Annotated in this window: 26 protein-coding genes; 9 read left to right on the top strand and 17 right to left on the bottom strand. The window is 68.6% G+C overall.

Annotation, left to right across the window (positions count from 1 at the left end; genetic code table 11):
• Positions 1-14: 14 nt before the first annotated feature.
• Complete coding sequence (locus tag FEK34_RS00670) at positions 15-650, bottom strand: TetR/AcrR family transcriptional regulator (protein ID WP_249358189.1); 636 nt, start codon at positions 648-650, stop codon at positions 15-17.
• Between the two features lie 101 nt (positions 651-751).
• Here FEK34_RS00670 and trpS point away from each other — a divergent pair, with 101 nt between their 5' ends.
• Positions 752-1,780, top strand: a complete 1,029-nt coding sequence (gene trpS, locus FEK34_RS00665) for a tryptophan--tRNA ligase (protein WP_104361445.1) — start codon at positions 752-754, stop codon at positions 1,778-1,780.
• 51 nt (positions 1,781-1,831) lie between these two features.
• Positions 1,832-2,857 (top strand): inner membrane protein YhjD, encoded by a 1,026-nt coding sequence (yhjD, locus tag FEK34_RS00660; protein WP_138445937.1) that lies wholly within the window; start codon positions 1,832-1,834, stop codon positions 2,855-2,857.
• Between the two features lie 10 nt (positions 2,858-2,867).
• On the opposite strand, the gene FEK34_RS00655 is transcribed toward yhjD, so the two are convergent.
• Together FEK34_RS00655 and FEK34_RS00650 are read right to left on the bottom strand one after the other, a co-directional pair.
• Positions 2,868-4,154 (bottom strand): D-alanyl-D-alanine carboxypeptidase family protein, encoded by a 1,287-nt coding sequence (locus tag FEK34_RS00655; RefSeq protein WP_138446339.1) that lies wholly within the window; start codon positions 4,152-4,154, stop codon positions 2,868-2,870.
• Positions 4,155-4,207: 53 nt separating this feature from the next.
• A complete protein-coding gene (locus tag FEK34_RS00650; protein ID WP_138445936.1) occupies positions 4,208-5,092 on the bottom strand; it encodes a phenylalanine 4-monooxygenase in 885 nt (294 codons plus the stop codon).
• A 190-nt stretch (positions 5,093-5,282) separates the two neighbouring features.
• On the opposite strand from FEK34_RS00650, the gene FEK34_RS00645 reads away from it, so the two are divergent.
• Together FEK34_RS00645 and FEK34_RS00640 are read left to right on the top strand one after the other, a co-directional pair.
• Complete coding sequence (locus FEK34_RS00645) at positions 5,283-5,480, top strand: type II toxin-antitoxin system VapB family antitoxin (protein WP_138445935.1); 198 nt, start codon at positions 5,283-5,285, stop codon at positions 5,478-5,480.
• An 87-nt stretch (positions 5,481-5,567) separates the two neighbouring features.
• On the top strand, positions 5,568-6,245 hold the full coding sequence (locus FEK34_RS00640) for a JAB domain-containing protein (RefSeq protein ID WP_138445934.1): 678 nt from the start codon (positions 5,568-5,570) through the stop codon (positions 6,243-6,245).
• Positions 6,246-6,504: 259 nt separating this feature from the next.
• On the opposite strand, the gene FEK34_RS00635 is transcribed toward FEK34_RS00640, so the two are convergent.
• From FEK34_RS00635 to sdhC, 7 genes are all read right to left on the bottom strand, one after another.
• Positions 6,505-7,383 carry a metal ABC transporter permease gene (locus FEK34_RS00635; RefSeq protein WP_138445933.1) on the bottom strand — a complete coding sequence of 293 codons (879 nt, stop codon included), beginning with the start codon at positions 7,381-7,383 and terminating at the stop codon, positions 6,505-6,507.
• 5 nt (positions 7,384-7,388) lie between these two features.
• Entirely contained in the window at positions 7,389-8,126 is a 738-nt protein-coding gene (locus tag FEK34_RS00630; protein ID WP_138445932.1) for a metal ABC transporter ATP-binding protein, read from the bottom strand.
• Entirely contained in the window at positions 8,123-9,064 is a 942-nt protein-coding gene (locus FEK34_RS00625; RefSeq protein ID WP_432760915.1) for a metal ABC transporter substrate-binding protein, read from the bottom strand. The genes FEK34_RS00630 and FEK34_RS00625 overlap by 4 nt, the downstream gene beginning before the upstream one ends.
• Positions 9,065-9,243: 179 nt before the next feature.
• Complete coding sequence (locus tag FEK34_RS00620) at positions 9,244-10,017, bottom strand: succinate dehydrogenase iron-sulfur subunit (protein WP_138445931.1); 774 nt, start codon at positions 10,015-10,017, stop codon at positions 9,244-9,246.
• The gene (gene sdhA / locus FEK34_RS00615; RefSeq protein WP_085996156.1) at positions 10,017-11,783 is read right to left on the bottom strand and encodes a succinate dehydrogenase flavoprotein subunit; all 1,767 of its coding nucleotides are present in this window, start codon (positions 11,781-11,783) and stop codon (positions 10,017-10,019) included. The genes FEK34_RS00620 and sdhA overlap by 1 nt, the downstream gene beginning before the upstream one ends.
• Positions 11,784-11,799: 16 nt before the next feature.
• Positions 11,800-12,231 carry a succinate dehydrogenase hydrophobic membrane anchor subunit gene (locus FEK34_RS00610; RefSeq protein ID WP_138445930.1) on the bottom strand — a complete coding sequence of 144 codons (432 nt, stop codon included), beginning with the start codon at positions 12,229-12,231 and terminating at the stop codon, positions 11,800-11,802.
• 5 nt (positions 12,232-12,236) lie between these two features.
• Entirely contained in the window at positions 12,237-12,635 is a 399-nt protein-coding gene (gene sdhC / locus FEK34_RS00605) for a succinate dehydrogenase, cytochrome b556 subunit (RefSeq protein ID WP_138445929.1), read from the bottom strand.
• A gap of 311 nt (positions 12,636-12,946) precedes the next feature.
• Here sdhC and FEK34_RS00600 point away from each other — a divergent pair, with 311 nt between their 5' ends.
• From FEK34_RS00600 to FEK34_RS00585, 4 genes are all read left to right on the top strand, one after another.
• Positions 12,947-13,348 (top strand): cytidine deaminase, encoded by a 402-nt coding sequence (locus FEK34_RS00600; protein WP_138445928.1) that lies wholly within the window; start codon positions 12,947-12,949, stop codon positions 13,346-13,348.
• Between the two features lie 75 nt (positions 13,349-13,423).
• On the top strand, positions 13,424-14,716 hold the full coding sequence (locus FEK34_RS00595) for a thymidine phosphorylase (RefSeq protein WP_212748675.1): 1,293 nt from the start codon (positions 13,424-13,426) through the stop codon (positions 14,714-14,716).
• A gap of 84 nt (positions 14,717-14,800) precedes the next feature.
• On the top strand, positions 14,801-15,898 hold the full coding sequence (locus FEK34_RS00590) for an adenosine deaminase (RefSeq protein ID WP_138445927.1): 1,098 nt from the start codon (positions 14,801-14,803) through the stop codon (positions 15,896-15,898).
• Between the two features lie 145 nt (positions 15,899-16,043).
• Entirely contained in the window at positions 16,044-16,754 is a 711-nt protein-coding gene (locus FEK34_RS00585; protein ID WP_249358728.1) for a hypothetical protein, read from the top strand.
• Between the two features lie 28 nt (positions 16,755-16,782).
• Here the strand turns inward: FEK34_RS00585 and FEK34_RS00580 are convergent, their stop codons facing one another.
• The 5 genes from FEK34_RS00580 to FEK34_RS00560 are packed head-to-tail and all read right to left on the bottom strand — an operon-like array spanning position 16,783 to position 20,209.
• Positions 16,783-18,045 (bottom strand): primosomal protein, encoded by a 1,263-nt coding sequence (locus FEK34_RS00580; protein WP_138445926.1) that lies wholly within the window; start codon positions 18,043-18,045, stop codon positions 16,783-16,785.
• 26 nt (positions 18,046-18,071) lie between these two features.
• Positions 18,072-18,419, bottom strand: a complete 348-nt coding sequence (locus FEK34_RS00575) for a YbaB/EbfC family nucleoid-associated protein (protein ID WP_138445925.1) — start codon at positions 18,417-18,419, stop codon at positions 18,072-18,074.
• The gene (locus FEK34_RS00570; RefSeq protein WP_036533558.1) at positions 18,416-18,766 is read right to left on the bottom strand and encodes a hypothetical protein; all 351 of its coding nucleotides are present in this window, start codon (positions 18,764-18,766) and stop codon (positions 18,416-18,418) included. The genes FEK34_RS00575 and FEK34_RS00570 overlap by 4 nt, the downstream gene beginning before the upstream one ends.
• Positions 18,763-19,887: a C40 family peptidase gene (locus FEK34_RS00565; RefSeq protein ID WP_138445924.1), complete on the bottom strand. Its 1,125-nt coding sequence runs from the start codon at positions 19,885-19,887 to the stop codon at positions 18,763-18,765. The genes FEK34_RS00570 and FEK34_RS00565 overlap by 4 nt, the downstream gene beginning before the upstream one ends.
• A gap of 4 nt (positions 19,888-19,891) precedes the next feature.
• Positions 19,892-20,209, bottom strand: a complete 318-nt coding sequence (locus tag FEK34_RS00560; RefSeq protein ID WP_138445923.1) for a type VII secretion target — start codon at positions 20,207-20,209, stop codon at positions 19,892-19,894.
• A 146-nt stretch (positions 20,210-20,355) separates the two neighbouring features.
• Here FEK34_RS00560 and upp point away from each other — a divergent pair, with 146 nt between their 5' ends.
• A complete protein-coding gene (gene upp, locus FEK34_RS00555) occupies positions 20,356-20,979 on the top strand; it encodes a uracil phosphoribosyltransferase (protein ID WP_138445922.1) in 624 nt (207 codons plus the stop codon).
• A gap of 142 nt (positions 20,980-21,121) precedes the next feature.
• Here upp and FEK34_RS00550 read toward each other — a convergent pair whose 3' ends face one another.
• On the bottom strand, positions 21,122-22,630 hold the full coding sequence (locus FEK34_RS00550) for a phospho-sugar mutase (protein WP_138445921.1): 1,509 nt from the start codon (positions 22,628-22,630) through the stop codon (positions 21,122-21,124).
• Positions 22,631-23,410, bottom strand: coding sequence for a purine-nucleoside phosphorylase (locus FEK34_RS00545; RefSeq protein ID WP_138445920.1), 780 nt, complete (start codon positions 23,408-23,410; stop codon positions 22,631-22,633). It lies immediately after the preceding gene.
• Positions 23,411-23,459: the final 49 nt, after the last annotated feature.

Genomic DNA, 23,459 nt, shown 5'->3' with positions numbered 1-23,459 from the left:
CGCCGGGGCACCGCTCAGCCGAGCCGGTGCGCCAGGTCCTCGCCGAGCAGCACGAACACGTCGGTGGTGTGCTCGATCAGTTCGTCACGGCTGATCGGCAGATCACCGCGCAGCCAGCCGGTGAGGGTCTGGATCAGCCCGCCGACCAGATAGGTGGCCCGGAAATCGATCACCGGATCCGGCTGCGGATCGGTGATGCCGTAGAACTCGACGCCCTCGGTGGCGACCAGCCGCGCGAACACCCGCACCGTCTCGGTGGTGCGGGCCCGCAGCTCCGGCGTCGCCATGCCCGCCACCAACGCCACCTCGGCTTTGCGCGGATCGTCGGTGAGCAGATGGATGCCCGCGGTGATCGCCGCATGCGCCTTGGACCTGGTGTCGGCGGGCGCGGCGTGCAGGGCCGCGACGATCACCGTCGCCAGTTCCTCGGCGATGCCATCGAGCAGGGCGGTCAGCACCGCGTCGCGGCTGTCGAAGCTCTCGTAGTAGTACCGCTCGTTGAGTCCGGCGCGGCTGCACAGTCCGGAGACGGTGAGCTTGGCCAGGCCTTGGGTGCCGATGATCTCGAGCGCGGCCTCCAGCAGCGCCGCACGTCGCTGCGCGCGGCGCTCGTCCGCGGAGATTCCGCCGTAGGTCCGCTGCGCAGTCACGGATTCGATCATAGGGCGAGCCGGTCACGGCGTGGTCCGGGTCACGGGCCGCCGGGAAACGGGTTCGATCCGGCAGACGGCGGCATGCGAAGATCGGGGGCATGTCCAGTCCTGCCTCCAGCCCCGTCGCCGCCGGTGAACGCAAACAGCGGGTCCTGTCCGGGATCCAGCCCACCAGCTCCTCGTTCCATCTCGGGAACTACCTCGGTGCGCTGCAGTACTGGGTGACGATGCAGGACGACTACGACGCGCTGTACTTCATCCCGAACATGCACGCCATCACGGTCCCGCAGGATCCGAAGGAGCTGCGCTCGCGTACCCGCCGGGCCGTCGCCCAGCTGCTGGCCATCGGCATCGACCCGGCCCGCTCGACGCTGTTCGTGCAGAGCCAGGTCCCCGAGCACGCGGAACTGACCTGGGTGCTGAGCTGCCTCACCGGCTTCGGCGAGGCCAGCCGGATGACCCAGTTCAAGGACAAGTCGGTCAAGCAGGGCGCGGAGAACGCGACCGTCGGGCTGTTCACCTACCCGGTGCTGATGGCCGCCGATATCCTGCTCTACCGCCCGCACCAGGTGCCGGTCGGTGAGGATCAGCGCCAGCATCTCGAGCTGACCCGGAATCTGGCCCAGCGGTTCAACACTCGGTTCAAGAAGACCTTCGTCGTCCCCGAGGCGCATATCGTCAAGGGCACGGCCAAGATCTACGACCTGCAGGATCCGACGGCGAAGATGAGCAAGTCGGCCGCCTCCGACGCCGGCCTGATCAACCTGCTCGACGATCCGAAGGTGACGGCCAAGAAGATCCGCTCCGCGGTCACCGACACCGAACGCGAGATCCGCTACGACCCCGAAGCCAAACCGGGTGTCAGCAACCTGCTGGTGATCCTCGGCTCGCTCACCGAGACCCCGATCGTCACCCTGGAAAAGGATTACGCGGGCAAGGGTTATGGCGATCTGAAGTCCGACGTCGCCGACGCGCTGGTCGAATTTGTCACGCCATTGCAGGCGAAGGTGGAAGAGTACCTCGCGGATCAGGGCGAACTCGACCGCATCCTCGCCAAGGGTGCCGAACGGGCGCGGGAGATCGCCGGCAACACCCTCGCACAGGTTTACGAGCGAGTGGGTTTCTGACCCGCTCGACTCGTTCTCGCCGACTGCGGGGTCCGTCTGAGGGGCTGACAGGTGCAGTTGATCGACAACATCAAAGCGGCGGCTTCCCGACAGGTCGCGGCGCGGCCATGGCTGGACCATCTGGTGCGGGCCGGCGGGCGATATCAGAGTCAGCGCGGTGACTACTTCGCCGCCGGCATCACCTATTTCACGGTGCTGTCGCTGTTTCCGCTGCTCATGGTGGCCTTCGCTGCGGCGGGTTTCGTGCTGGCCGGCAACCCGGAACTGCTCGATGAGATCGAGCAGCGAGTGGTCGAGAACATCCCCGGCGAGCTGGGCACCCAGCTCAACGACCTCATCGACCAGGCCATCAGGTCGCGAACCGCGGTCGGCGTCATCGGTCTGCTGACCGGTCTGTACACCGGCCTCGGCTGGATGGCGAACCTGCGTGCCGCGCTGACCGAACAGTGGGAGCAGAAGACCGACGACGGCAACTGGTTCGTCACCAAGATCAACGATCTCGGTGCGCTGATCGGCCTGGCGCTGGCGTTCGTGGTGTCGCTCGGCCTGTCGGGCCTGGCCTCCAGTGGGCTCGGCGCGCAACTGCTCGACCTGGTCGGGCTGCATGATGTGCCCGGCGCGCGGTTCGTGCTGTGGCTGTTGTCGACGCTGCTGGCGCTGCTGGCGTCGTGGGCGGTGTTCGCGTGGATGATCGCGCGCCTGCCCCGGGAGAAGGTCGTCACCCTGGCCAGCGCGGCCAAGGCGGCGGCGCTGGCCGCGGTGGCGTTCGAGGTGTTCAAGATGATCGCCTCGATCTACCTGCAATCGGTGATGAGCAGCCCGGCCGGCGCGGCGTTCGGTTCGGTGATCGGTCTGATGGTGTTCAGCTACATCACCTATCGGATCGTGCTGTTCGCGACCGCGTGGGCCGCCACGGCGGCGGAGAACGAACCCGAAGCCGAGGTGCCGGTGCCGGGGCCCGCGGTGATCCGGCCGCGGATGCAGGACGGCGGGCGGTTCGGTAGCGGGGCGACGTATTTCGGGGCGGGGGCGGTTGCCGCGCTGGGGCTTTCGCTGCTGCGGCGGCGCCGGCAGTAGGGCGAAGAGCTCAGCGTCGTCTGGCGATTCGGCGCGCTCCGCCGAGCAGCACCAGCACCAGGATCGCGCCGCCGACCACCAGCACCCACCGCAGATCGTCACGATCCGGGCCACCCTGGGGTTGTGCCAAATGCCCGACTTCCGATCCCTGCGGTGGCGCGGCGAGCGCGACACCCGTCGGGGCGCTTTCGGTGTCCGCACCGGGCAGGCTGCCCACCGACTCGCCGGCGTCGAGCGCGAATCCGTAATCCAGCAGCCGCGCCGCCTGCTCCCACGGCCGGATCGGCAGCACATCGGCCTTCAACAGGGTGACGATCAACCGGCGGCCGTCACGCTCGGCCGCCGCGACGAAGGTCTGCCTCGCATCGTCGGTGAAACCGGTCTTGCCGCCGAGCGCCCCCTCGTAGTTGTAAAGCAGATGATTGTCGTTGCCGACCGGGAAACCCGGATGGTCCTTGTCGCCGGGAATGCGCGGATCGGCCGGGTAGCCGGGGAAATCGATCTGCTCGGTGTGGATCAGCTCGGCGAACAGCGGAATCGTCATCGCCTCGCGGAACAGCAGCGACAGATCGTAGGCCGAGGTGCTCATGCCTGGCCCGTCCAGCCCCGACGGCGTCGCGGCGCGGGTGTCGAGCGCGTGCAGCGACTTCGCCAGCTCGTTCATCTTCGCCACCGCGGCGTCGTCGCCACCCAGCTGCGTGGCGATCGCATGCGCGGCGTCGTTGCCGGAGGCCATGATCAGCGCCTGCATCAGCTGGCGATTGGTGTAGCGGCCGCCGGGGCCGATACCGACCCGGGTGCCGTCGACGTCGGCATCGGCCTGCGTGCCGGTGACGACGGTATCCAGGTCGAGCGTCCGCAGCGCCACCGTCGCCAGCAGCACCTTGATCGTGCTGGCCGGGCGATACCGGCCGTGCGGATCCTTGGCGGCCAGCACCTCGCCGGTGTCCATATCCGACACCATCCACGCCGTCGCCGAGATCTCGGCGGGCACCGGCGGCGCACCATCGGGCACCACCACCCCGCACTCGCCCATCCGCTTCCCGCCGATCGGCGGATCCGGCACCGGCAGCGGCTTCGGAGTCGGCTGCCCCGGCTCCGGCACCTCCGACAGATCGATCGGCGGCGGCGGCAGGGTCCGCTGCGCGCAGTTGTCGGTGTTCGGCGTGGTGAACGGTGTCGTCGTCGGTCCGGTGGTCCCCGTGGGCTCCGCCACCGCGGGGCCGCCGGCCACCAGCACACCTACCGTCAGCACTGCCGCCGCCACCACCCCGGCCCGGCGGCGAAGTTCCCGCATGTTCATCGCGGGTGAGCCTAGCGGGCGCGAGCGGATTCGCCGCGCCTGGCGGGTCAGCGCGCGGCAGCCAGCCGCATGGGCGTCTCGTCGTCCATCTCGGTGAAGAACCCGCCGATCACGTCTTCGATCTCGCCGATCGAGTCGGCGCAGTAGAGGGTGGGCTGGTAGTGGGTGATGTCGTAGGTGGCGGTGCCCATGGCGGCTACGTCGAGGGGGCGCAGGTCGGCGTGGCGGAACTCTTCTATCTCGCCGTAGGAGGAGAGCAGGCCCGCGCCGTAGCAACGGATTTCGCCGTGTTCGCGGACTACGCCGAACTCCATGGAGAACCAGAAGACGTTGGCGAGGAACTTCAGGGCCTGCTCGGTTTCCAGGCGGGTGACGGCGGTGCCGACGGTTTCGTAGATCGCGGCGAAGCGGGGGCTCGCGATCTGGTTCGCGTGGCCGATCACCTCGTGGATCGCGTCGGGTTCGGGGGTGTAGAGGGGCGCCGAATGATGCCGGATGTATTGGGTGGCATGGAAGATCCGGTCGGCGAAGGAGCCGAAGAACTCGCGCAGCGGCACCAGGCCCGCGGCCGGAACGTAGCGGAATCCGGTCAAAGGTCGCAGAGCTGCCGATACCTCGTCCAGCTGCGGGATACGGTCGGAGGGCAGGGCCAGCAGCGACGCCGCCTCGAGGACCTCGGTGCAGGCGTACTTGCGGTGTTTGCGGGCGAGTTCGGCGGACACGATCCGCCAGACCTGCTGCTCGTCGTCGGTGTATTCGACCCGCGGCACGGGGTCGCCCGGCCGGTAGTCGAGCGCGAGCGCGGCGATCGCGTTGCGCCTCGCCCGGTATTCGGGGTCGTGGACGCCTGGGTGCTCGTCGCTCAGATGCACCGTCACGTCACCGTCACCGGTGCGGGTTACCGGCGAATAGAGCTGTGCTTCGGTGAACATACTTCGATGCAAGCACCGCCAGGGCACACTGACAACGAACACACGCTCAACTGCGCAAACTGTCTACATTCAGTGCCCTCGGACAGCAGATGCAGCCACCGGGACCGTGTGTGAGCCGTCTCGGCGGCGCCATTCACCGCGCATTCGCCCGGTTCATGGCGCAAGATGGCGAATGTACGAAGGAGGACGCATGCCGACCGTGCGGATCGATCTCGACCAGAAACTGCTCGCCGCGGCGGGTGCCATCATGGGCACCTCGACCAGTGCGGCGACCGTCAACGAAGCGCTGCGCCGCATAGTGGTGCACGAGCGGCAACTGAGGCACCTGGAGAAGCTTGCTTCCGGTGCAGGCAGGCCCAGCGCGGATCTGGTCGTCGTCGACAGATAGACCCCGCGACGCAGGAACGAAATCTGTCGGTGGGTGCTGGCATCATGCGGGGACGTCCAACATCCGGTGTCGCACCGAGGGGGAATGATGTCGGTCCCGATCGCCCACCTGCCCACAGGCCAGCGTCCGCGTGAGCGGCTGGCCGCGCTCGGCCCGGCCGCCCTCACCGACGGAGAACTACTCGCCCTGCTGTTACGCAACGGCAGGCGCGGTGAAAGCGCGCTGGAGATGGCGGCCGAACTGCTCGCCGAGCACGGCGGTATCGCCGGGCTGGCCGTCGCGCGCCCCGAGGAGCTGGCCATGCGCTCGGGTGTCGGTGCCGCCAAAGCGGCCTCGATCATCGCCGCCTTCCACCTGGCCAACCGGGCCAGGCACGAAACCACCACCGCGACATGCCTGCGTGGCGCCGCCGACGTCGCCCGGATTGCGCAGCCGATGTTCGCGGGCGCCAGGGTGGAGCGGCTCCTCGTGTTGGTTTGCGACGCGCGAAATCGCCTGCGCCAGCCGGTCTTCGTGGCCGAGGGCGCGATCGACCAGGTGGCGGTTCCGGTGCGGGAGATCTTGAATACGGTGCTGCGCCACGACGGACGGGCCTTCGCGCTCGCGCACAATCATCCCTCCGGGGACCCCTCGCCGAGCATCGACGATCGGCGCGCGAGCACCCTGCTGATCGAGGCCGCGCGCACCGTCGGGCTGCGGTTCCTCGACCACGTGGTCGTCGCCGGCGAGCAATGGCGCAGTGCCCCAGCGCTTCCGGAGGCCTGAGATGCGGGCGACCTGGATCGGACGGCAGTGCAGCGCGGCAACGCGTCGGCTCGGTGCAGTGATCCGATCGCTCGACGAAGTAGCGCGCCGACTCGAGGCGGCATCACATCGGCGCCGGATCAGATGGTGGCGAGCCGGCGGCGCTTCGCATCGGCTCGGCGGCATTCGGCGATGGCTCAGCTGCGCACCGCATCGGCTCGGCGCCACAGGGTCGCGGCCGGACGCACGACTCCTGAGAGTCCGACCGGGACGGCACCGATCAGGGAGCGACGGCGACCCCGGCCGCCTTGCGTCGCGCCGCCGCGATCCGGGCGCCGATCACCCCGTGGCGCGGCGCGAACAGGTACACCGCCGCGAACGCGACGCCCTGGGTGACCACGATCATCCCGCCCGAGGCGGTATCGAGGTGGTAGCTCAGGTACAGCCCGATCACGGCACACGCCGCCGACACGGCCGGCGCGATGACGAGCATGCGCCCGAACCGATCGGTCAGCAGATACGCGGTCGACCCCGGGATGATCAGCATCGCCACCACCAGGATCACCCCGACCGCCTGCAACGCCACGACCGAGGTCAACGCCAGCAGCCCGAGCAACCCGGCGCCGAGCAGCCGCGGACTCATGCCGATGGCGTGGGCGTGGGTGGGATCGAAGGCGTAGAGGGTGAAGTCGCGTCGTTTGAGCACCAGCGCGGCGAACACGATCGCGGCCAGGATCGCGATCTGCACCAGATCCGAGCGGCTCACGCCGAGCAGATTGCCGAAAATGATGTGGTTGAGGTCGGTTTGACTCGGCGTCACCGACACCAGCACCAGACCGAACGCGAACAGCGTGGTGAACACGATGCCGATGGCGGCGTCCTCCTTCACCCGGCTGGTGTCGCGCACCACCCCGATCAACGCCACCGCCAGAAAACCGAAGATCACCGCGCCCACCGCGAACGGCGCGCCGACGATGTAGGCCAGCACCACACCGGGCAGCACCGCGTGCGAGACGGCGTCGCCCATCAGCGACCAGCCGATCAGTACGAGCCAGCACGACAGCACCGCACACACCACGGCCGCGATCACACTGGTGGCCAGCGCTCGCACCATGAATTCGTAGCGCAGCGGGTCCACGAAGAAATCGACCAGATCCATTGCACTCACCGCTGTCCCATGACGTCGAGACCGAAAGCGAGAGCGAGACTTTCGGGCCGCAGCGCCTCATCCGGGTCGCCGTGCATCAACACCTTGCGCATGAGCAGCACCGCTTCGTCCGCCAGCCCGGGCAGCGCGTGCAGGTCGTGGGTCGATACCAGCACGGTCGCGCCGTCGGCCGCCAGTTCGCGCAGCAGTCCGGTGATGGTGGCCTCGGAACGCTTGTCGACGCCGGCGAAAGGCTCGTCCAGCAGCAGCACGGTGGCGCCCTGGGCGATCCCGCGGGCGACGAATGCGCGTTTGCGCTGGCCGCCGGAGAGCTGGCCGATCTGCCGGTCGGCGAGCTCGGTGAGTTCGACCCGCTCGAGCGCGTGGTCGACGGCCTCGCGATCGCTGCGACGGGCCCGCCGGGTGAATCCCATCCGCCCGTAGCGGCCGGTGGTCACCACATCACGCACCGACAGCGGGAACGACCAGTCGACGTCCTCGCTCTGCGGAACGTAGCCGACCACACCGGCTTTGCGGGCCGCCGCGGGGGTGCCGCCACCGATGCGGACCGTGCCGCGATCGGGGGTGACCAGGCCCATGATCGTCTTGAACAGCGTCGATTTGCCGGACCCGTTCATGCCGATGAGCCCGCACACCCGTCCGGATTCGACGGTCAGGTCGACCGCGTCGAGCGCGAGCACCGAGCCGTAATGGACGGTGACGTCCCGGACCTCGATGGCTGGTCGGTCGCTCATGGCTTGCTCCCGGTGAGTGCCGCGCCGATCAGGTCGGCGTCGTGGCGGATCAGCTCCAGGTAGGTCGGCACCGGGCCGTCGGGTGCGGACAGCGAATCCACGTACAGCACGCCGCCGAAGGTGGCGCCGGTGGCCTCGACGACGCGGCGCATCGGCGCGTCGGAGACGGTGGATTCGCAGAACACGGCGGGCACCTGGTTGGCGCGGACGAACTCGATCGCCGAGGTGATCTGCTGCGGCGTGGCCTGCTGTTCGGCGTTGACCGGCCAGATGTACTTCTCGGTCAGGCCGGCGTCGCGGGCGAGGTAGGAGAACGCGCCCTCGCAGGTGACCAGCGCCCGCTGATGCTGTGGAAGCACACTCAAATCGGCGACGAGCTCATCGTTGACCCGCTGCAATTCGGCCTTGTACTTGTCGCCGTTGGCACGGAAATCGGCGGCGTGGTCCGGGTCGAGTTCGCTGAACGCGGTGACCATGTTGTCGACGTAGGTGCGCACGTTCAGCGGCGACATCCAGGCGTGCGGATTGGGTTTGCCCTGGTAGGCATCCTCGGTGATGCTCATCGGCGCGACACCGTCGCTGACGGTCACGTGCGCGGCCTCGGAATCCTCGACGAACTGGCTGAACCACGCCTCCAGGTTCATTCCGTTGTCCAGGATCAGGTCGGCTTTCGCCGCCTTCTTGATGTCACCGGGGGTCGGCTCGTAGCCATGGATCTCGGCTCCGGGCTTGGTGATCGATTCGACCGTCAGGTGTTCGCCCGCCACGTTCGCGGCAATATCGGCGAGCACGGTGAAGGTCGTCAGCACCGTCGGCTTCCCGTCGTCGTCCTCGATCGCACCGCAACCGGTGGACCCCACTGCCAAGACACAGGCGGCGACCACCGCGCTGATCCCCGCCAGACCACGAAAACCACGCCGAGCACTAACTCTCTCCACTACCAAATAGTAATGTTCGGGTACCCGAAACTTCAAGTTCGGATGCTGGCCGGCAGTGAGCAGCGGGGTGCGTCGCCGCTACGGAGACGGAGTGCACCACGAACGGCGAAGGCCGCCTTCCCGATCGGGGAAGGCGGCCTTCGTGAATCATCCAGCGGATCCGGTGGGACCCCACAACCTCAGCGTGCGAACAGCAGCGCCCGCTTGACTTCCTGGATGGCCTTGGTGACCTCGATGCCGCGGGGGCAGGCGTCCGTGCAGTTGAAGGTGGTGCGGCAGCGCCAGACGCCTTCGACGTCGTTGAGGATGTCGAGGCGTTCGCGGGCGCCTTCGTCGCGGCTGTCGAAGATGAAGCGGTGGGCGTTCACGATCGCGGCCGGGCCGAAGTAGCTGCCGTCGGTCCAGTACACGGGGCAGGACGTGGTGCAGCAGGCGCACAGGATGCACTTGGTGGTGTCGTCGAACCGGGCGCGGTCGGCCTGGCTCTGGATGCGCTCGTGGGTCGGCTCGTTACCCGAGGTGATCAGGTACGGCTTCACCGCGCGGAACGCGTCGAAGAACGGCTCCATGTCGACGACGAGGTCCTTCTCCACGGGCAGGCCGCGGATCGGCTCGACGGAGACGGTGATGGACTTGCCGTTCTTGGGCAGCATGTCCTTCATCAGCACCTTGCAGGCCAGCCGGTTCACACCGTTGATCCGCATGGCGTCGGAACCGCACACACCGTGGGCGCAGGAACGCCGGAAGGTGAGCGTGCCGTCCAGGTAGGACTTGATGTAGATGAGCACGTTCAGGAAGCGGTCGGTCGGCAGGACCGGCACCTGGAACGACTCCCAGTGCGCGCCCTTGTCGTCCTCCGGGTTGAACCGGGCCACCTTCACGGTGATCATGGTCGAACCCTCGGGAACCGGAGCCGGCTTCTGCGAAGAGGGTGCTTCGGCAACAGCAGTCATCAGTACTTACGCTCCATCGGCTCGTAGCGGGTCTGCACCACCGGCTTGAAATCGAGGCGGATGTCGGACAGCAGGTCCGTGCCCTCCTTGTAGGCCATGGTGTGGCGCATGAAGTTCACGTCGTCGCGATCCGGGTAGTCCTCGCGGGCGTGGCCGCCGCGCGATTCCTTGCGGTTGAGCGCGCCGACGACGGTGACCTCTGCCAGCTCCAGCAGGAAGCCGAGTTCGACGGCCTCGAGCAGATCGCTGTTGTAGCGCTTGCCCTTGTCCTGCACCGTGATCCGCGAGTACCGCTCCTTGAGCGCGTGGATATCGGTGAGGGCCTGCTTGAGCGTGTCCTCGGTGCGGAACACCGAGGCGTTGTTGTCCATCGACCGCTGCAGTTCGGTGCGGATGTCGGCCACCCGCTCGTTGCCGTGGTCGGACAGGATCAGCGCGAGCCAGTCCTGCACCATCTTGGCCGGGTTCTCCGGCATGTCGACGAACTCGGTGCGCTCGGCGTATTCGGCGGCGGCGATGCCCGCGCGACGGCCGAAGACGTTGATGTCGAGCAGCGAGTTGGTGCCGAGGCGGTTGGCGCCGTGCACCGAGACACAGGCGCATTCGCCGGCGGCGTACAAGCCGGGCACGATGTCGGTGTTGTTGCGCAGCACCTCGCCGCGGATGCGGGTCGGGATGCCGCCCATCACGTAGTGACAGGTCGGGAACACCGGCACCAGTTCCTTCACCGGGTCCACACCGAGGTAGGTGCGGGAGAACTCGGTGATGTCGGGCAGCTTCTCCTCGAGCACGTCCTCGCCGAGGTGGGTGACGTCGATGTAGACGTAATCCTTGTTCGGTCCGGCGCCGCGGCCTTCGAGCACCTCGAGCACCATCGAGCGGGCGACGATGTCGCGCGGCGCGAGGTCCTTGATGGTGGGGGCGTAGCGTTCCATGAAGCGCTCGCCGTCGGCGTTGCGCAGGATGCCACCCTCACCGCGGACCGCCTCGGAGATGAGGATGCCCAGTCCGGCCAGGCCTGTCGGGTGGAACTGATGGAATTCCATGTCCTCGAGCGGCAGGCCCTTGCGGAACACGATGGCCATGCCGTCGCCGGTCAGGGTGTGCGCGTTCGAGGTGGTCTTGTACATCCGGCCCGAGCCGCCGGTGGCGAACACGATCGACTTGGCGTGGAAGACGTGCAGGTCGCCGGTGGCGAGCTCGTAGGCGACGATGCCGGTGGCGACCGGACCGCGCTCGGTCTCGGTGAGCACCAGGTCGAGGGCGTAGAACTCGTTGAAGAACTCGACGTCGTGCTTGACGCAGTTCTGGTACAGCGTCTGCAGGATCATGTGGCCGGTGCGGTCGGCGGCGTAGCAGGCCCGGCGGACCGGGGCCTTACCGTGATCGCGGGTGTGGCCACCGAACCGGCGCTGGTCGATCTTGCCCTCGGGGGTGCGGTTGAACGGCAGACCCATCTTCTCCAGGTCGAGCACCGCGTCGATGGCCTCCTTGGCCATGATCTCGGCGGCGTCCTGGTCGACGATGTAGTCACCACCCTTGACGGTGTCGAAGGTGTGCCACTCCCAGTTGTCCTCTTCGACGTTGGCCAGCGCCGCGCACATGCCGCCCTGCGCCGCGCCGGTGTGGCTGCGGGTGGGGTACAGCTTGGTCAGCACCGCGGTGCGCGCCCGGGGCCCGGCCTCGATCGCCGCACGCATACCCGCGCCACCGGCGCCGACGATGACGACGTCGTAGCGGTGCTCCTGAATCCGGGATTCACTCATCGGAGGTGGCCTGTTCCTAACTGATGTTGGGGTCGAAGGTGAAGATGACGTAGGTGCCGACGCCCATGACCAGGATCATCGACAGCACCAGCAGCGTGTTCAGCCAGAAGCGGGTCGAGTCCTTGCGGGAGTAGTCCGCGATCACGGTGCGCAGCCCGTTGCCGCCGTGCAGCTGGGCCAGCCACAGCATGGCCAGGTCCCAGATCTGCCAGAACGGGCTGGACCAGCGGCCGGCCACGAAGGCGAAGTTGAGCCGCTTCACGCCGCCGTCGAGCAGCAGCATGATCGACATGTGGCCGAGGACGAGCACGATCAGTGCCAGGCCGGAGAAGCGCATGAACAGCCACGCGTACTTCTCGAAGTTGCTGTTGGCGCGAGCGCGCGGGGAGCGGGGCAGATCCAGGCTCGCCGGGCGGTCATACGACTTGCCGAGTACAGGTGCGGTCATATGGATCAGTGCTCCGTGAACAGTAGGTAGAACATCCGGCCGATGGCGGGCACGAGTAGCACGGCCAGCAGGCCGAGGATGCCCCAGAGCATCTGGCGCTGGTAGCGCGGGCCCTTGGACCAGAAGTCCACCAGGATCACTCGCACACCGTTGAGCGCGTGGAACAGTACGCAGAAGACCAGGCCCATCTCCATGAGGGCGACGATCGGCGTTTTGTAGGTCTCGATCGCGTCGTCGTAGGTGGCGGGGCTGACGCGCACCAGGGCGGTGTCCAGGACGTGCACGAAGAGGAAGAAAAAGACGGTCACACCGGTGATCCGGTGCAGCGCCCAGGACCACATTCCGGGGTCGCCTCGGTACAGCGTCTTCCGCTTCGGCTGAGCCGGAGCTTCTATCGTGGTCATAGAGTGCGGTGCCTCCAACGTCGTTGATGGACCCGGTCGCAGATCCGACGCCGGCGCTTCGAGCCGGAAATCCGGTGCAAACCAGCTCGCGGCCACCAGGAGTTTTTCGCTTGTGGCTGCGCTCCGGCCCGCCGCCGGGAACCTGAACCGATCTGTTGTTGGACTCTAATCCTCTCCGAATCGCGGAACTAATTCGGAGTGCCGCGCGTTGCGTGCATTTCCGGTAGGTTAGGGTTACCTTTCCCGGTGGGTGAGGGGTTGTGCGGTGGTCCGTCCATGCCCTGGTGCGGCCGGCTCGAGGGGAGTTCGGAATGACCGAAATCGACTGGAAACTCCTGCGTGACAATGCAATTGGAGTAATGCGCAATGCGCATGCTCCGTACTCGCGCTTTCCGGTCGGTGCGGCGGCTCTCTGTGCCGACGGCCGAATTGTGAGCGGTTGCAATGTGGAAAATGTCTCATACGGTCTCGGCCTGTGTGCCGAATGTGTACTCGTCGGTAACTTTCAGAGCACCGGTGGGGGCCGCTTACTGGCGGTATCGGTGAGCGATTCCCGGGGCGAAATCCTGATGCCGTGCGGGCGCTGCCGTCAGGTGCTCTACGAGTTCGGTGGGGCGGATCTGCTGGTGGATCATCGGCAGGGCGCGGTGCGGTTGGCGCAGCTACTGCCGGACGCGTTCGGACCGGACGATCTGGACGCCGGGCAGCGCTGAGAACGGACTCGGCCCGTGGGGACACGGCGGCGCTTTCCCCGGCGAGCCGGCTCGGCGGCTGCGAGACTGACGATCGTGACGGCACTGGACGCGATATCCATCATCACCACCAAACGCGACGGCGGACAGCTCTCCGACGAGCAGATCGACTGGGTGATCGACGCCTTCACCCGCGGCGAGGTGGCCGACGAGCAGATGTCGGCGCTGGCCATGGCGGTGCTGCTGCGCGGGATGACGCCGCGGGAGACGGCGCGCTGGACCGCGGCGATGATCGCCTCCGGGCAGCGGATGGACTTCACCGACCTGCCCCGCCCGACCGTCGACAAGCATTCCACCGGCGGTGTCGGCGACAAGATCACCTTGCCGCTCGCGCCGCTGGTCGCCGCGTGCGGTGCTGCGGTGCCGCAGCTGTCCGGGCGCGGCCTCGGCCACACCGGAGGCACGCTGGACAAACTCGAATCCATCCCCGGCTGGCAGGCCGATCTCAGTGTGCCCCGGATGCGCGAGATCCTCGCCGACCCGGCCGCGGGCGCGGTGGTGTGCGCGGCCGGTGCGGATCTGGCGCCGGCCGACAAGCGGCTCTACGCACTGCGTGACGTCACCGGAACCGTCGAGTCCATTCCGCTGATCGCGAGCTCGATCATGAGTAAGAAGATCGCCGAGGGCACCGGTGGGCTGGTGCTGGATGTGAAGGTCGGCTCGGGCGCGTTCATGAAGAACGTCGAGCAGGCGCGGGAACTGGCGGCGACGATGGTCGAGCTGGGGGAGGACGCGGGCGTGCGCACCGTCGCGCTGCTGACCGGGATGGATGTTCCGCTCGGTCGCACCGCGGGCAATGCGCTCGAGGTCGCCGAAGCCGTCGAGGTGCTGGCCGGTGGTGGGCCCGCCGACGTGGTCGAGCTGACGTTGGCGCTGGCGCGGGAAATGCTCGCCCTCGCCGGTATCGACACCGACCCCGCCGCCGCGCTCGCCGACGGCCGCGCCATGGACCACTGGAAGGCGATGATCCGCGCCCAGGGCGGCGATCCGGACGCACCGCTGCCGCGGGCCACCGACACCGAGACCGTCTGCGCTGACGCGGACGGCGTCCTCACTCGGCTCGACGCCATGGGCGTGGGCATCGCGGCCTGGCGGCTGGGCGCGGGGCGGACCAGGCAAGGCGATCCGGTGCAGGCCGGCGCCGGAGTGCAGCTGCACGCGCGCGTCGGTGAGTGGATGCGTGCGGGCAGTCCGCTGTTCACGCTGCACACCGATACGCCCGAGGCGCTGCCGGATGCGGTCGCGGCGGTGACCGCGGCCGTAACTATCGACCCCGACGGCGACCACGGTGCCTCCCCGCCGCTGTTCCTGGACCGCATCGGGAACTGATCGACGCCAGACCGGCGGCGCACCGAGACCACCGCCACGCCTCACTCCGCTGCCGATTCGGCGCGCTGCGGCTACCGTCAGGACATGACTGGACCGATGCCGTTGACCCTTGCCTCGATCCGCCAAGCGCCCAAGGCGTTGCTGCACGACCATCTCGACGGTGGTCTGCGCCCCGCCACGGTGCTCGAACTCGCCGCCGACTGCGGCTACGACCAGCTACCCGCCACCGACGCCGACGCGTTGGCCGCCTGGTTCCGCGAAGCCGCCGACAGCGGATCGCTGGAACGCTATCTGGAAACCTTCAGCCACACCGTGGCCGTGATGCAGACCCCGGAGGGGCTGCGCCGGGTGGCGCGCGAATGCGTCGAGGATCTGGCCGCCGACGGCGTCGTCTACGCCGAGGTGCGGTTCGCGCCCGAACAACATCTGGAAGCCGGGCTCACCCTCGACGAGGTGGTCGAGCACACGCTGGAAGGTCTGCGTGAGGGGATGGCAGTGGCCGAGGCTGCGGGCACGCCCATCGTCGCGATCTGCCTGCTGACGGCCATGCGGCACGCGGCCCGCTCGCGCGAGATCGCCGAGCTGGCGGTGCGGTTCCGCGACCAGGGCGTCGGCGGGTTCGATATCGCCGGTGCCGAGGCCGGCTACCCTCCCACCCGCCACCTCGACGCCTTCGAATACCTGCGCGCCAACCACGCCCACTTCACCATCCACGCGGGCGAAGCGTTCGGCCTGCCGTCCATCCACGAGGCGCTCGCGTTCTGCGGCTGCGACCGGCTCGGCCACGGCGTGCGCATCACCGACGACATCCACGTACCGGGTGCGGTCGAGGATGCCCGGCTGGGCGTGGTCGCCAACTACGTGCGGGATATGCGCATCCCGCTGGAGCTGTGCCCATCGTCGAATGTGCAGACCGGCGCGGTGCCCTCGCTGGACAAGCATCCGTTCGACCTGCTGGCCCGGCTGCGCTTCCGCGTCACCGTCAACACCGACAACCGGCTGATGAGCGACACCACCATGAGCGCGGAGATGCTGAAACTGGTCGACACCTTCGGTTACGGCTGGAGCGATCTGGAACGCTTCACCATCAACGCGATGAAGTCGGCGTTCATCCCGTTCCCGGATCGGCTGCGCATCATCGACGACATCATCAAGCCGGGGTATGCGGTGCTGCTGGGGTAGGGGCCGGGAGGCGTGTTGCCGGGGATGGCCGCAGACTTCGTGAACGCCCCGGGCCGAGCTGGTCCGGCGCGTCAGCGGGCCGGGGCAGGGACCGATCGCCGGGTGCGCACCGTATGCCGAGACGGGCAACGGTTAGTTTGAATTCGTGACGGAATTGCGGATTTCTGCCCGGTTCAATGGTCCTTCCGGCTCCGGCAACGGTGGTTATGTGGCCGGCCTGGTCGCACGCCACTGTGCTGCCGTTGCACAGTCTCAGGGGCCGGACGCGATCGCCTCGGCCGACGCGGCGCCCGTTCGGGTGACGCTGCGGGCGCCCGCGCCGCTCGATGTGCCGCTGGTGCTGCGCACGGACGGGCTGTACGACGACGCCACCGTCATCGCCGAAGCCGCGGCCGGGGCATTCGAGCGCACGGTTCCGGACGCGGTGACCTTCGCCGACGCCGACGCGGCCTCCGTGGCTTACCGCAACGACAGCGAGATGTTCCGGTACTGCTTCGTCTGCGGAACCGCCCGCCGCGACGGGCTGGGGCTCGCGCCCGGCGCGGTACGACCAGGTGTGGTCGCCGCGCCGTGGGTGCCCGGCGATTCGCTGCCGATCGACCCGACGCTGCTGTGGGCCGCGATGGACTGCCCGGGTGGCTGGGCCTTGCCGGAGATGCTGGAGCGTCCGGCGCTGCTCGGATCGATGACCGCGAGTGTGTTCGCGTTGCCCGAGGTGGGGGAGAAGTGCGTCGTCGTGGGCGCCGACCAGGGCGAACAGGGACGCAAATCGTTCGCCTCCACCGCCGTCTACGGCGCCGACGGCCGCCTGCTCGGGCGGGCCGAGCAGATCTGGATCCGGCTGAACCGGGCGTGATACCGACGCCCGGTCCAGCCGGTGCGGATCACTGCGGGTCGAGTCGCGACTCGAAGTTGCGTTCCAGCTCCCGCCAGGCCTTCGCTTCGGCGGTGAACGGCGGGTTGGGCGCCATCCGGGACGGGTCCGGGTTCAGCAGGTAGGAGACGTACCAGCCGAGCGGGGTGGACTGGGCCAGGCCCTGCTCCACGGTGTCGTCGTCGGCGTAGTCGGCGGCGTCGGTGAACAGTTCGACGGCCAGGTCGAGTTGTTCGATATCGACCGATTCGGGGCCGTCGCCGAGGTCCTCGGCCAGGCCGGGCAGCACGTAGACGTTCTCGTCGGTGACCTCGACCTCGAGCGAGCCGTCCACTGCCGCGGTCTGCACCTCACCGAAGGTGGACACCCGGGCCAGATCGTGTTCGTGATCGTCGGCCAGGTAGCGGGCCAGCGCGCGCTCTGAGTTGAACACGGTGATGGAGCCCTTGCTGCCGAGGAAGATCGGCTCGTCGTCGAGGTAGCAGCGCAGCGTGAAGTAGGTGCCCTCGCCGGTGACGATCTTGATCGGGTCGATGCCGACCTCGGTCCAGAACGACTCGTCCTCGTCGTCTTCGACGTCCTCTTCGGCTTCGTCGTTGTCCGCGGTGAGGTCGACCGGCTCGTAATCGGTGTCGGCATCGGCCGCGTCGTCGGCTTCGACCACGTTCTCCTCGGCGGCCAGCAGCTCGGCCTCGGCCACCGCGACGGCGTCGGCATCCACGTCGGGGGTCTGCACCACCGAGTCGATGGCATCGACGACGGCGTCCCAGTCCTTGGCGATGGCCGCGCCGATCTGATCCCAGAGCTCCTCACCGTCGCGGCCGACGAAGGCGTTGATGCCGCTGGGCAGCGCGCCGAGCACCGGATGCGAGCCGAAGAACTTGGTCACCACCTCCAGCTCGCACACCTCGCCGATATTGCGCACCATGGCGAGGGTGTCCTCGAGTTCGGCGACGATCTCGGCGTCCGGATCGCTCGCGACCAGCTCGGGAACCCCGATCAGGTCGAAGGTGAAGTTGTCCTCCGGCTCCAGTTCCACCGCCGACAACCCGGCCACGACCTTCCAGGCCGGATGGTCGACCAGATCGTTGTCGGTATCGGTCCGGATGAACGCCGCTAGTTCGGCGACCGACTCGAACCCGTAGAGGGCGTCCTCGTGGCCGAGGAACGCCTCCCACTCGTCGTCACCGTCACGCCAGCGCGGTGCCCACAGGGTGACGAGATCGCCGTCGGTCAGACCGAGCTCGATCGGGACGATGTCTCCAGAAGCCATGTGCCGAAGCCTATCGAGCTTCTGGCTCAGGCACTATCCGGGCTGGCCCCAACGGTGCCCGTGGCGGTCGGCGAGTCGGCCGCGAACGACTCGTTCAGTGCGGCAACGACGTTCGAGCGCTGCCCGCCGGCGTCCTCGGCGGCCTGCCGGCAGGCCCAGATGATGAGCTGGGAGACCTCGGCCGGCGGCAGCGAGGTGACCGTTTCCGCCAGCGACAGCGCGACCAGCGCGCCGTCGCTGTTCACCTCGGCGCTGACCATGCCGTCTTCGGTGGTGAAACGCCCGCGCACCTGCTTGAGGCCGTACAGCGCGGCCTCGAGCGCCTCGAGTTTCTGCGTGGCCCCGGCGACCAGGGCGTCCATTTCCGCGCTCATACCGGCCTCATCCAGCTCGTCTGTCCAGTGTCGGCGTCATCGATGCGGTCCAGCTCGTCCACCGCCTGCTGGCGCGTCGGCAGCCCGAGCCGGTCGAGGATGTCGTCGGGCATGCCCGACTCGGCGAGCACCTCGCGGCGGCGAGCCTTGGCGGCGACGGTGGAGCGCTGGGTGAGCCGCAGGATCTCCGCGGCGAGAGCCTGTGCGCCGTAACGGTATTCGCTGCGCTCGAACTTGATCTCCACCGGCATCCCCTGGTCGGTGGCGCGCACCGAGATGGTGCCGGATCGGTTGCTGCTGGCCGCCACCGTGACGTTGGGGATGGCGGGCGTCGGCTGTTCGCTCATTCGGTGGGCCTGTAGAAGCCGTAGAACTCCATGTCCAAGTTCTCCGTTCGGATCGCGCTGATGGAGACCGGGTCGCCGGCCTCGACGAGTTGACCGTTGCCGACGACCATGGCGACGTGGCCGTCCCAGACCGCCAGATCGCCGGGCATGAGGTCGCCGGGGGACACCTGGGTGTGTCCGATGTGCTGTTCCTGCGCCAGACGCGGCAGTTCGACGCCTGCCTCGCCGTAGGCGTATTTCGTCAGGCCGCTGCAGTCGATGCCCGCGCCCGGGGTGTTGCCGCCCCAGACGTAGGGCGTGCCGACCGCGCCGATCGCGGCCTTCACCGCGGTGGCGGCCTTCTCGTTGGGCGCTTCGACCTGGCTGCCGTCGGGCAGGGTGATCATGACGCCCTCGCCGGTGGCCTTGCCGCTGCCGGTGGTGCCGGAACCGGACTTCGACGACGAGCTGGTGGCGGTCCGGCTGCCGGAGCTGCTGCTGCGCGAGCCCGAGCTTGTGGACGGCGAGCTCATCACCGTGCTGAGCATCGAGCCCGCCGTGCCCATGACACCCGAAGCCATCGAGCCGAGGCCGGAGGTGGCCGCGCTGACCGGCGCGGCCACGCTGGCGGGCGCGGTCGACGGCGGCGGGGCCAGCTGCTGCATCGAGGCGGTGTGCGTGGACAGCTCGTTCTGCACTCGGCCGACCACGCCGAGGGCCTGACCGAGATGGTCGATGGCCGAGCCGACGAGCATGCTCAGTCCGACCGGAGTGGTCAGCGTCGGGCCCGCGGCCACCGCGGTGTCGACGAACGACTGCGCGATGGCGGTGAGATCCTTCTGCCCGGTCTCCACCTCGGCCGCGGCCTGGCCGACGACGGTCGACATTTCGTTGCCGCGGTCGGAGATGGTGGCCGCGCTGGTCTGCACGCGCAGCGCCTTGGAGGTCGCCGCGTCGGCGCCCTTACCGTCCCACACGCTGTTCATCTGGTTGATGCTGTTGCGGCCGAGCTCGTGCACCTGGTCGATCGCGGTCGAGGTGGTGCGCAGTGCGTCGCCGGGGCCGCCGACGGGAAGCACACCGGTACCGAAACTGGCGAGCAGATCGAAGATCGGTTTCGCCAGCACATTGATGTCGATCACCGGCTCACCCTTCTGCGGACGTGGTCCGCAGCGAGTCGGCGATATCGGTGTCGGTGCCCGCGTAGTTGGCCGCCGCACCCACCGCTGCGGTGCTCATGCTCGACACCACGGCCGACAGCTGGCCGATCGCGGCGACATGGCCCGCGTGGGTGGCGGCATACGCGGCCAGGAAATCACCGCCGATCAGACCGAAGATCGGACCCAGTAGCGCCGGGCCCGCACCGGCGGCTCCCGCTCCCGCCGCCGCGAGCTCGCCCGCCATCACCCCGGCGGTGGCACCGTACGCGGCGATGCCCTCGGTATCCGCTGAGATCCTCTTCATCAGAGCTTCCCCCATCGTCTTCGTTTCCGGGCAGAGTATGTCATCTACCTGATTCGACGCAGCGATCCGCCGATCGGTTCCAGATCGTCGGAAAAAGTTTTCGGCGACTACGGCGGCGAACCCTGATCCGACTTTATCGTTCCTTCATGCGTACGCACACTGTGGATCACCCGCTCGCCGCGGCTCTGCTGACCGTTCTGCGGGACGAGCGCACCCCCAACTCGGCGTTTCGTTCGGCGTTGCGGGACTTGACGGGCCTGCTGATCTACGAGGCGTTGCGCGACGCGCCGCTGACCCGGTTCGACATCAACACGCCGATCACCGTCACCGAGGGCGCGCGGCTGGCGCAGCCCCCGCTGCTGGTGCCGGTGCTACGGGCCGGGCTCGGAATGGTCGACGCCGCTGCAGCACTCATCCCGGATGCGCGGGTCGGCTTCGTCGGCATCGCCCGCGACGAGACGACGCATCAGCCGGTGCCGTACCTGGAATCGCTGCCGGCCGATCTGTCCGGGATTCCGGTGTTCGTGCTGGACCCGATGCTGGCCACGGGCGGGTCCATGCGGCACACCCTGGAACTGCTGGCCGGTCGCGGCGCCACCGACATCACGGCGCTGTGCGTCGTCTCGGCGCCGGAAGGGGTTGCGCTGCTGGAGGATTCCGGCCTGCCGGTGCAGCTGATCACCGCGGCCATCGACACCGGCCTCAATGCCGACGCCTATATCGTGCCCGGTCTCGGTGACGCCGGCGACCGGCAATTCGGGCCGCGCTGAGCGATTCGGGCCGCAGAGCTGTTCGAGCTGCGCTCAGCAGTTCGAGCTGTGCGGTTCGAGAAGCGCTCGGCGGTCAGAGCTCTCAGCGGTTCGAGCCCCAGCTACGCGTCTGAGGTCGTCGCTGGGACGTGCGTTCGTGTGCTCACGATGATTCGCCCAGCGCCTCGCAGTAGGCGCGCAGTTCGCGGAGCTGTTGCGCGGCAATCGCTCTCGCCTGCCCGAGGTCACCTGGCCCAGCGACGGGCCGCACGACCTCGAGATAGCACTTGAGCTTCGGTTCGGTCCCGGACGGCCGGATGACCACTCGCGCCGACTCGCCCTCGAAAATCAGTGCGTCGGTACGCATCCGGCCGCGCGCGGTGCTCAGGTCGGTGACCCGCACGGGCGTCCCGGCGATGACGTCCGGCGGCGTCGCGCGCAGCCGCGCCAGCAACGCCGCCGCACTCGCCTGATCGGCGAGCCGCAATGAGACCTGATCGCCCGCGTGTACCCCGAATTCGACCGCGTAGGCGTCGAGTTCGTCCAGCAAGGTGCGCCCCGCGGCCTTCCGCCGCGCCACCAGATCGGCGGCCAGCACGGCCGCGGAGATGCCGTCCTTGTCGCGCACCGTGGCCGGATCGACGCAGTGCCCGATAGCTTCCTCGTAGGCGTATACGAGCCCGTCGCCCGCGCGGGCCAGCCATTTGAAGCCGGTCAGCGTCTCGGCGTAGCGGGCGCCGCGCGCGGGCGCCAGCCGCGACAGCAGCCGCGAGGACACGATCGTCGTGGCGACCAGGGCATCGGCCGGTGCGTGGTGCAGCACGTAATCGGCCAGGAGGACACCGGTTTCGTCGCCGCGCAGCATCCGCACCCTGCCATCGGGGCCGGGTACACCGATCGCGCATCGGTCGGCGTCGGGGTCGAGGGCGATCGCGAGATCGGCGCCGACGCGCTCGGCCAGGGCGACGAGCAGATCCGTCGCGCCCGGCTCCTCCGGGTTCGGGAAGGCGACGGTCGGGAAGTCCGGATCGGGGGTGAACTGTTCCTCCACCACGTGCAGGTCGGTGAAACCGGCGGCGGTCAGCGCGGCTCGGGCCGTGTCGCCACCGACGCCATGCAGCGGGGTCAGCGCGATCCGGATGGTCGCGCGCTCGCCCGGCCCGCCGATCACCGTCGGCAACGCGGTCACCCGGTCGAGGTAACGGCGCACCAGATCGGCATCCGACGGCGCCACCGGAGTGCGCGGGATCGGTTCGGTCACCGCCTCGATCCTGGCTTCGATCTCGGTGTCGGCCGGTGCCAGGAGCTGGGCGCCACCGTCGAGGTAGACCTTGTAGCCGTTGTCGGTGGCCGGATTGTGCGACGCGGTGATCTGGACGCCGGCCACCGCGCCCAGCTCGCGCACCGCGAAGGCCGTCACCGGGGTGGGCAGGGGTTCGGGCAGCAGCGTCACCGGGAAGCCGGCGGCGGCGAAGATCTCGGCGGCCGCGGTGGCGAACTCGGCCGAGCCGTGGCGCGCGTCGCGGCCGACGATCACCCGGCCGCCGCCGAGGCAGCGCTCACGCAGCCAGTCCGCGATTCCTGCCGTGGCCCGGCTCACCGTGGTCACGTTCATGCCGTCGGGGCCCTCGCGTAGTGGCCCGCGCAATCCTGCCGTCCCGAAGCGCAGCATCTACAGCTGCTCCAGCACGCCACGCAGGAGTTTGCCCAGGCGTGGCGCCGCCGCCCGGCCCTCGGCCAGCACCTCGGCGTGCGAGAGCGCCTCGCCGGTGACGCCGGCGGCCAGGTTGGTGACCAGGGAGATGCCGAGCAGTCTGACGTCGAGGGCGCGGCAGGCGATGGCCTCGAGCACGGTGGACATGCCCACCAGATCGGCGCCGAGAGTGGCCAGCATCCGGATCTCGGCGGGCGTCTCGTACTGCGGCCCGGACAGGCCCGCGTAGACCCCCTCGGTGAGCGACGGATCCACCCGGCGGGCCAGCTCACGCAGCTGCGGATCCCACGCGTCGACCATGTTCACGAAGGTCGCGCCCGACAGCGGGGTCCGGCCGGTGAGGTTGATGTGATCGCTGATCAGCACCGGTTCGCCGACATGCAGGCCGGGCCGGATACCGCCGGCGGCATTGGTGAGCAGCACGGTCTGCGCGCCCGCGGCGATGGCGGCGCGCACCGGACGCACCACGTCATCGGGGGCGTGGCCCTCGTACAGGTGCTGACGGCCCATGAGCACCAGCACCGGCGTCTCGCCGACGGGTATCGAATGCACCATGCCCACATGCCCGAGCGCCGTCGGTACCGCGATGCCGGGCAGCTCCGACATCGACACCGACGCGGTGGGGGTCCCGATCTCCATGACGGCGTCCTGCCAACCGGATCCGAGCACCACCGCGACGGGATGGCGTGGCACTCCGGTCCGTTCGGCGATCGCGGCGGCGGCCTGTTCGGCAAGCATGACGGCAACTGTATCGGCCCCGGGCCGCCTCGGGCGGGTACGCAAGGTG

It is taken from the genome of Nocardia cyriacigeorgica, from assembly GCF_005863245.1.
Taxonomy (GTDB): domain Bacteria; phylum Actinomycetota; class Actinomycetes; order Mycobacteriales; family Mycobacteriaceae; genus Nocardia; species Nocardia cyriacigeorgica_C.
This window is presented reverse-complemented; position numbering and strand designations above follow the sequence as displayed.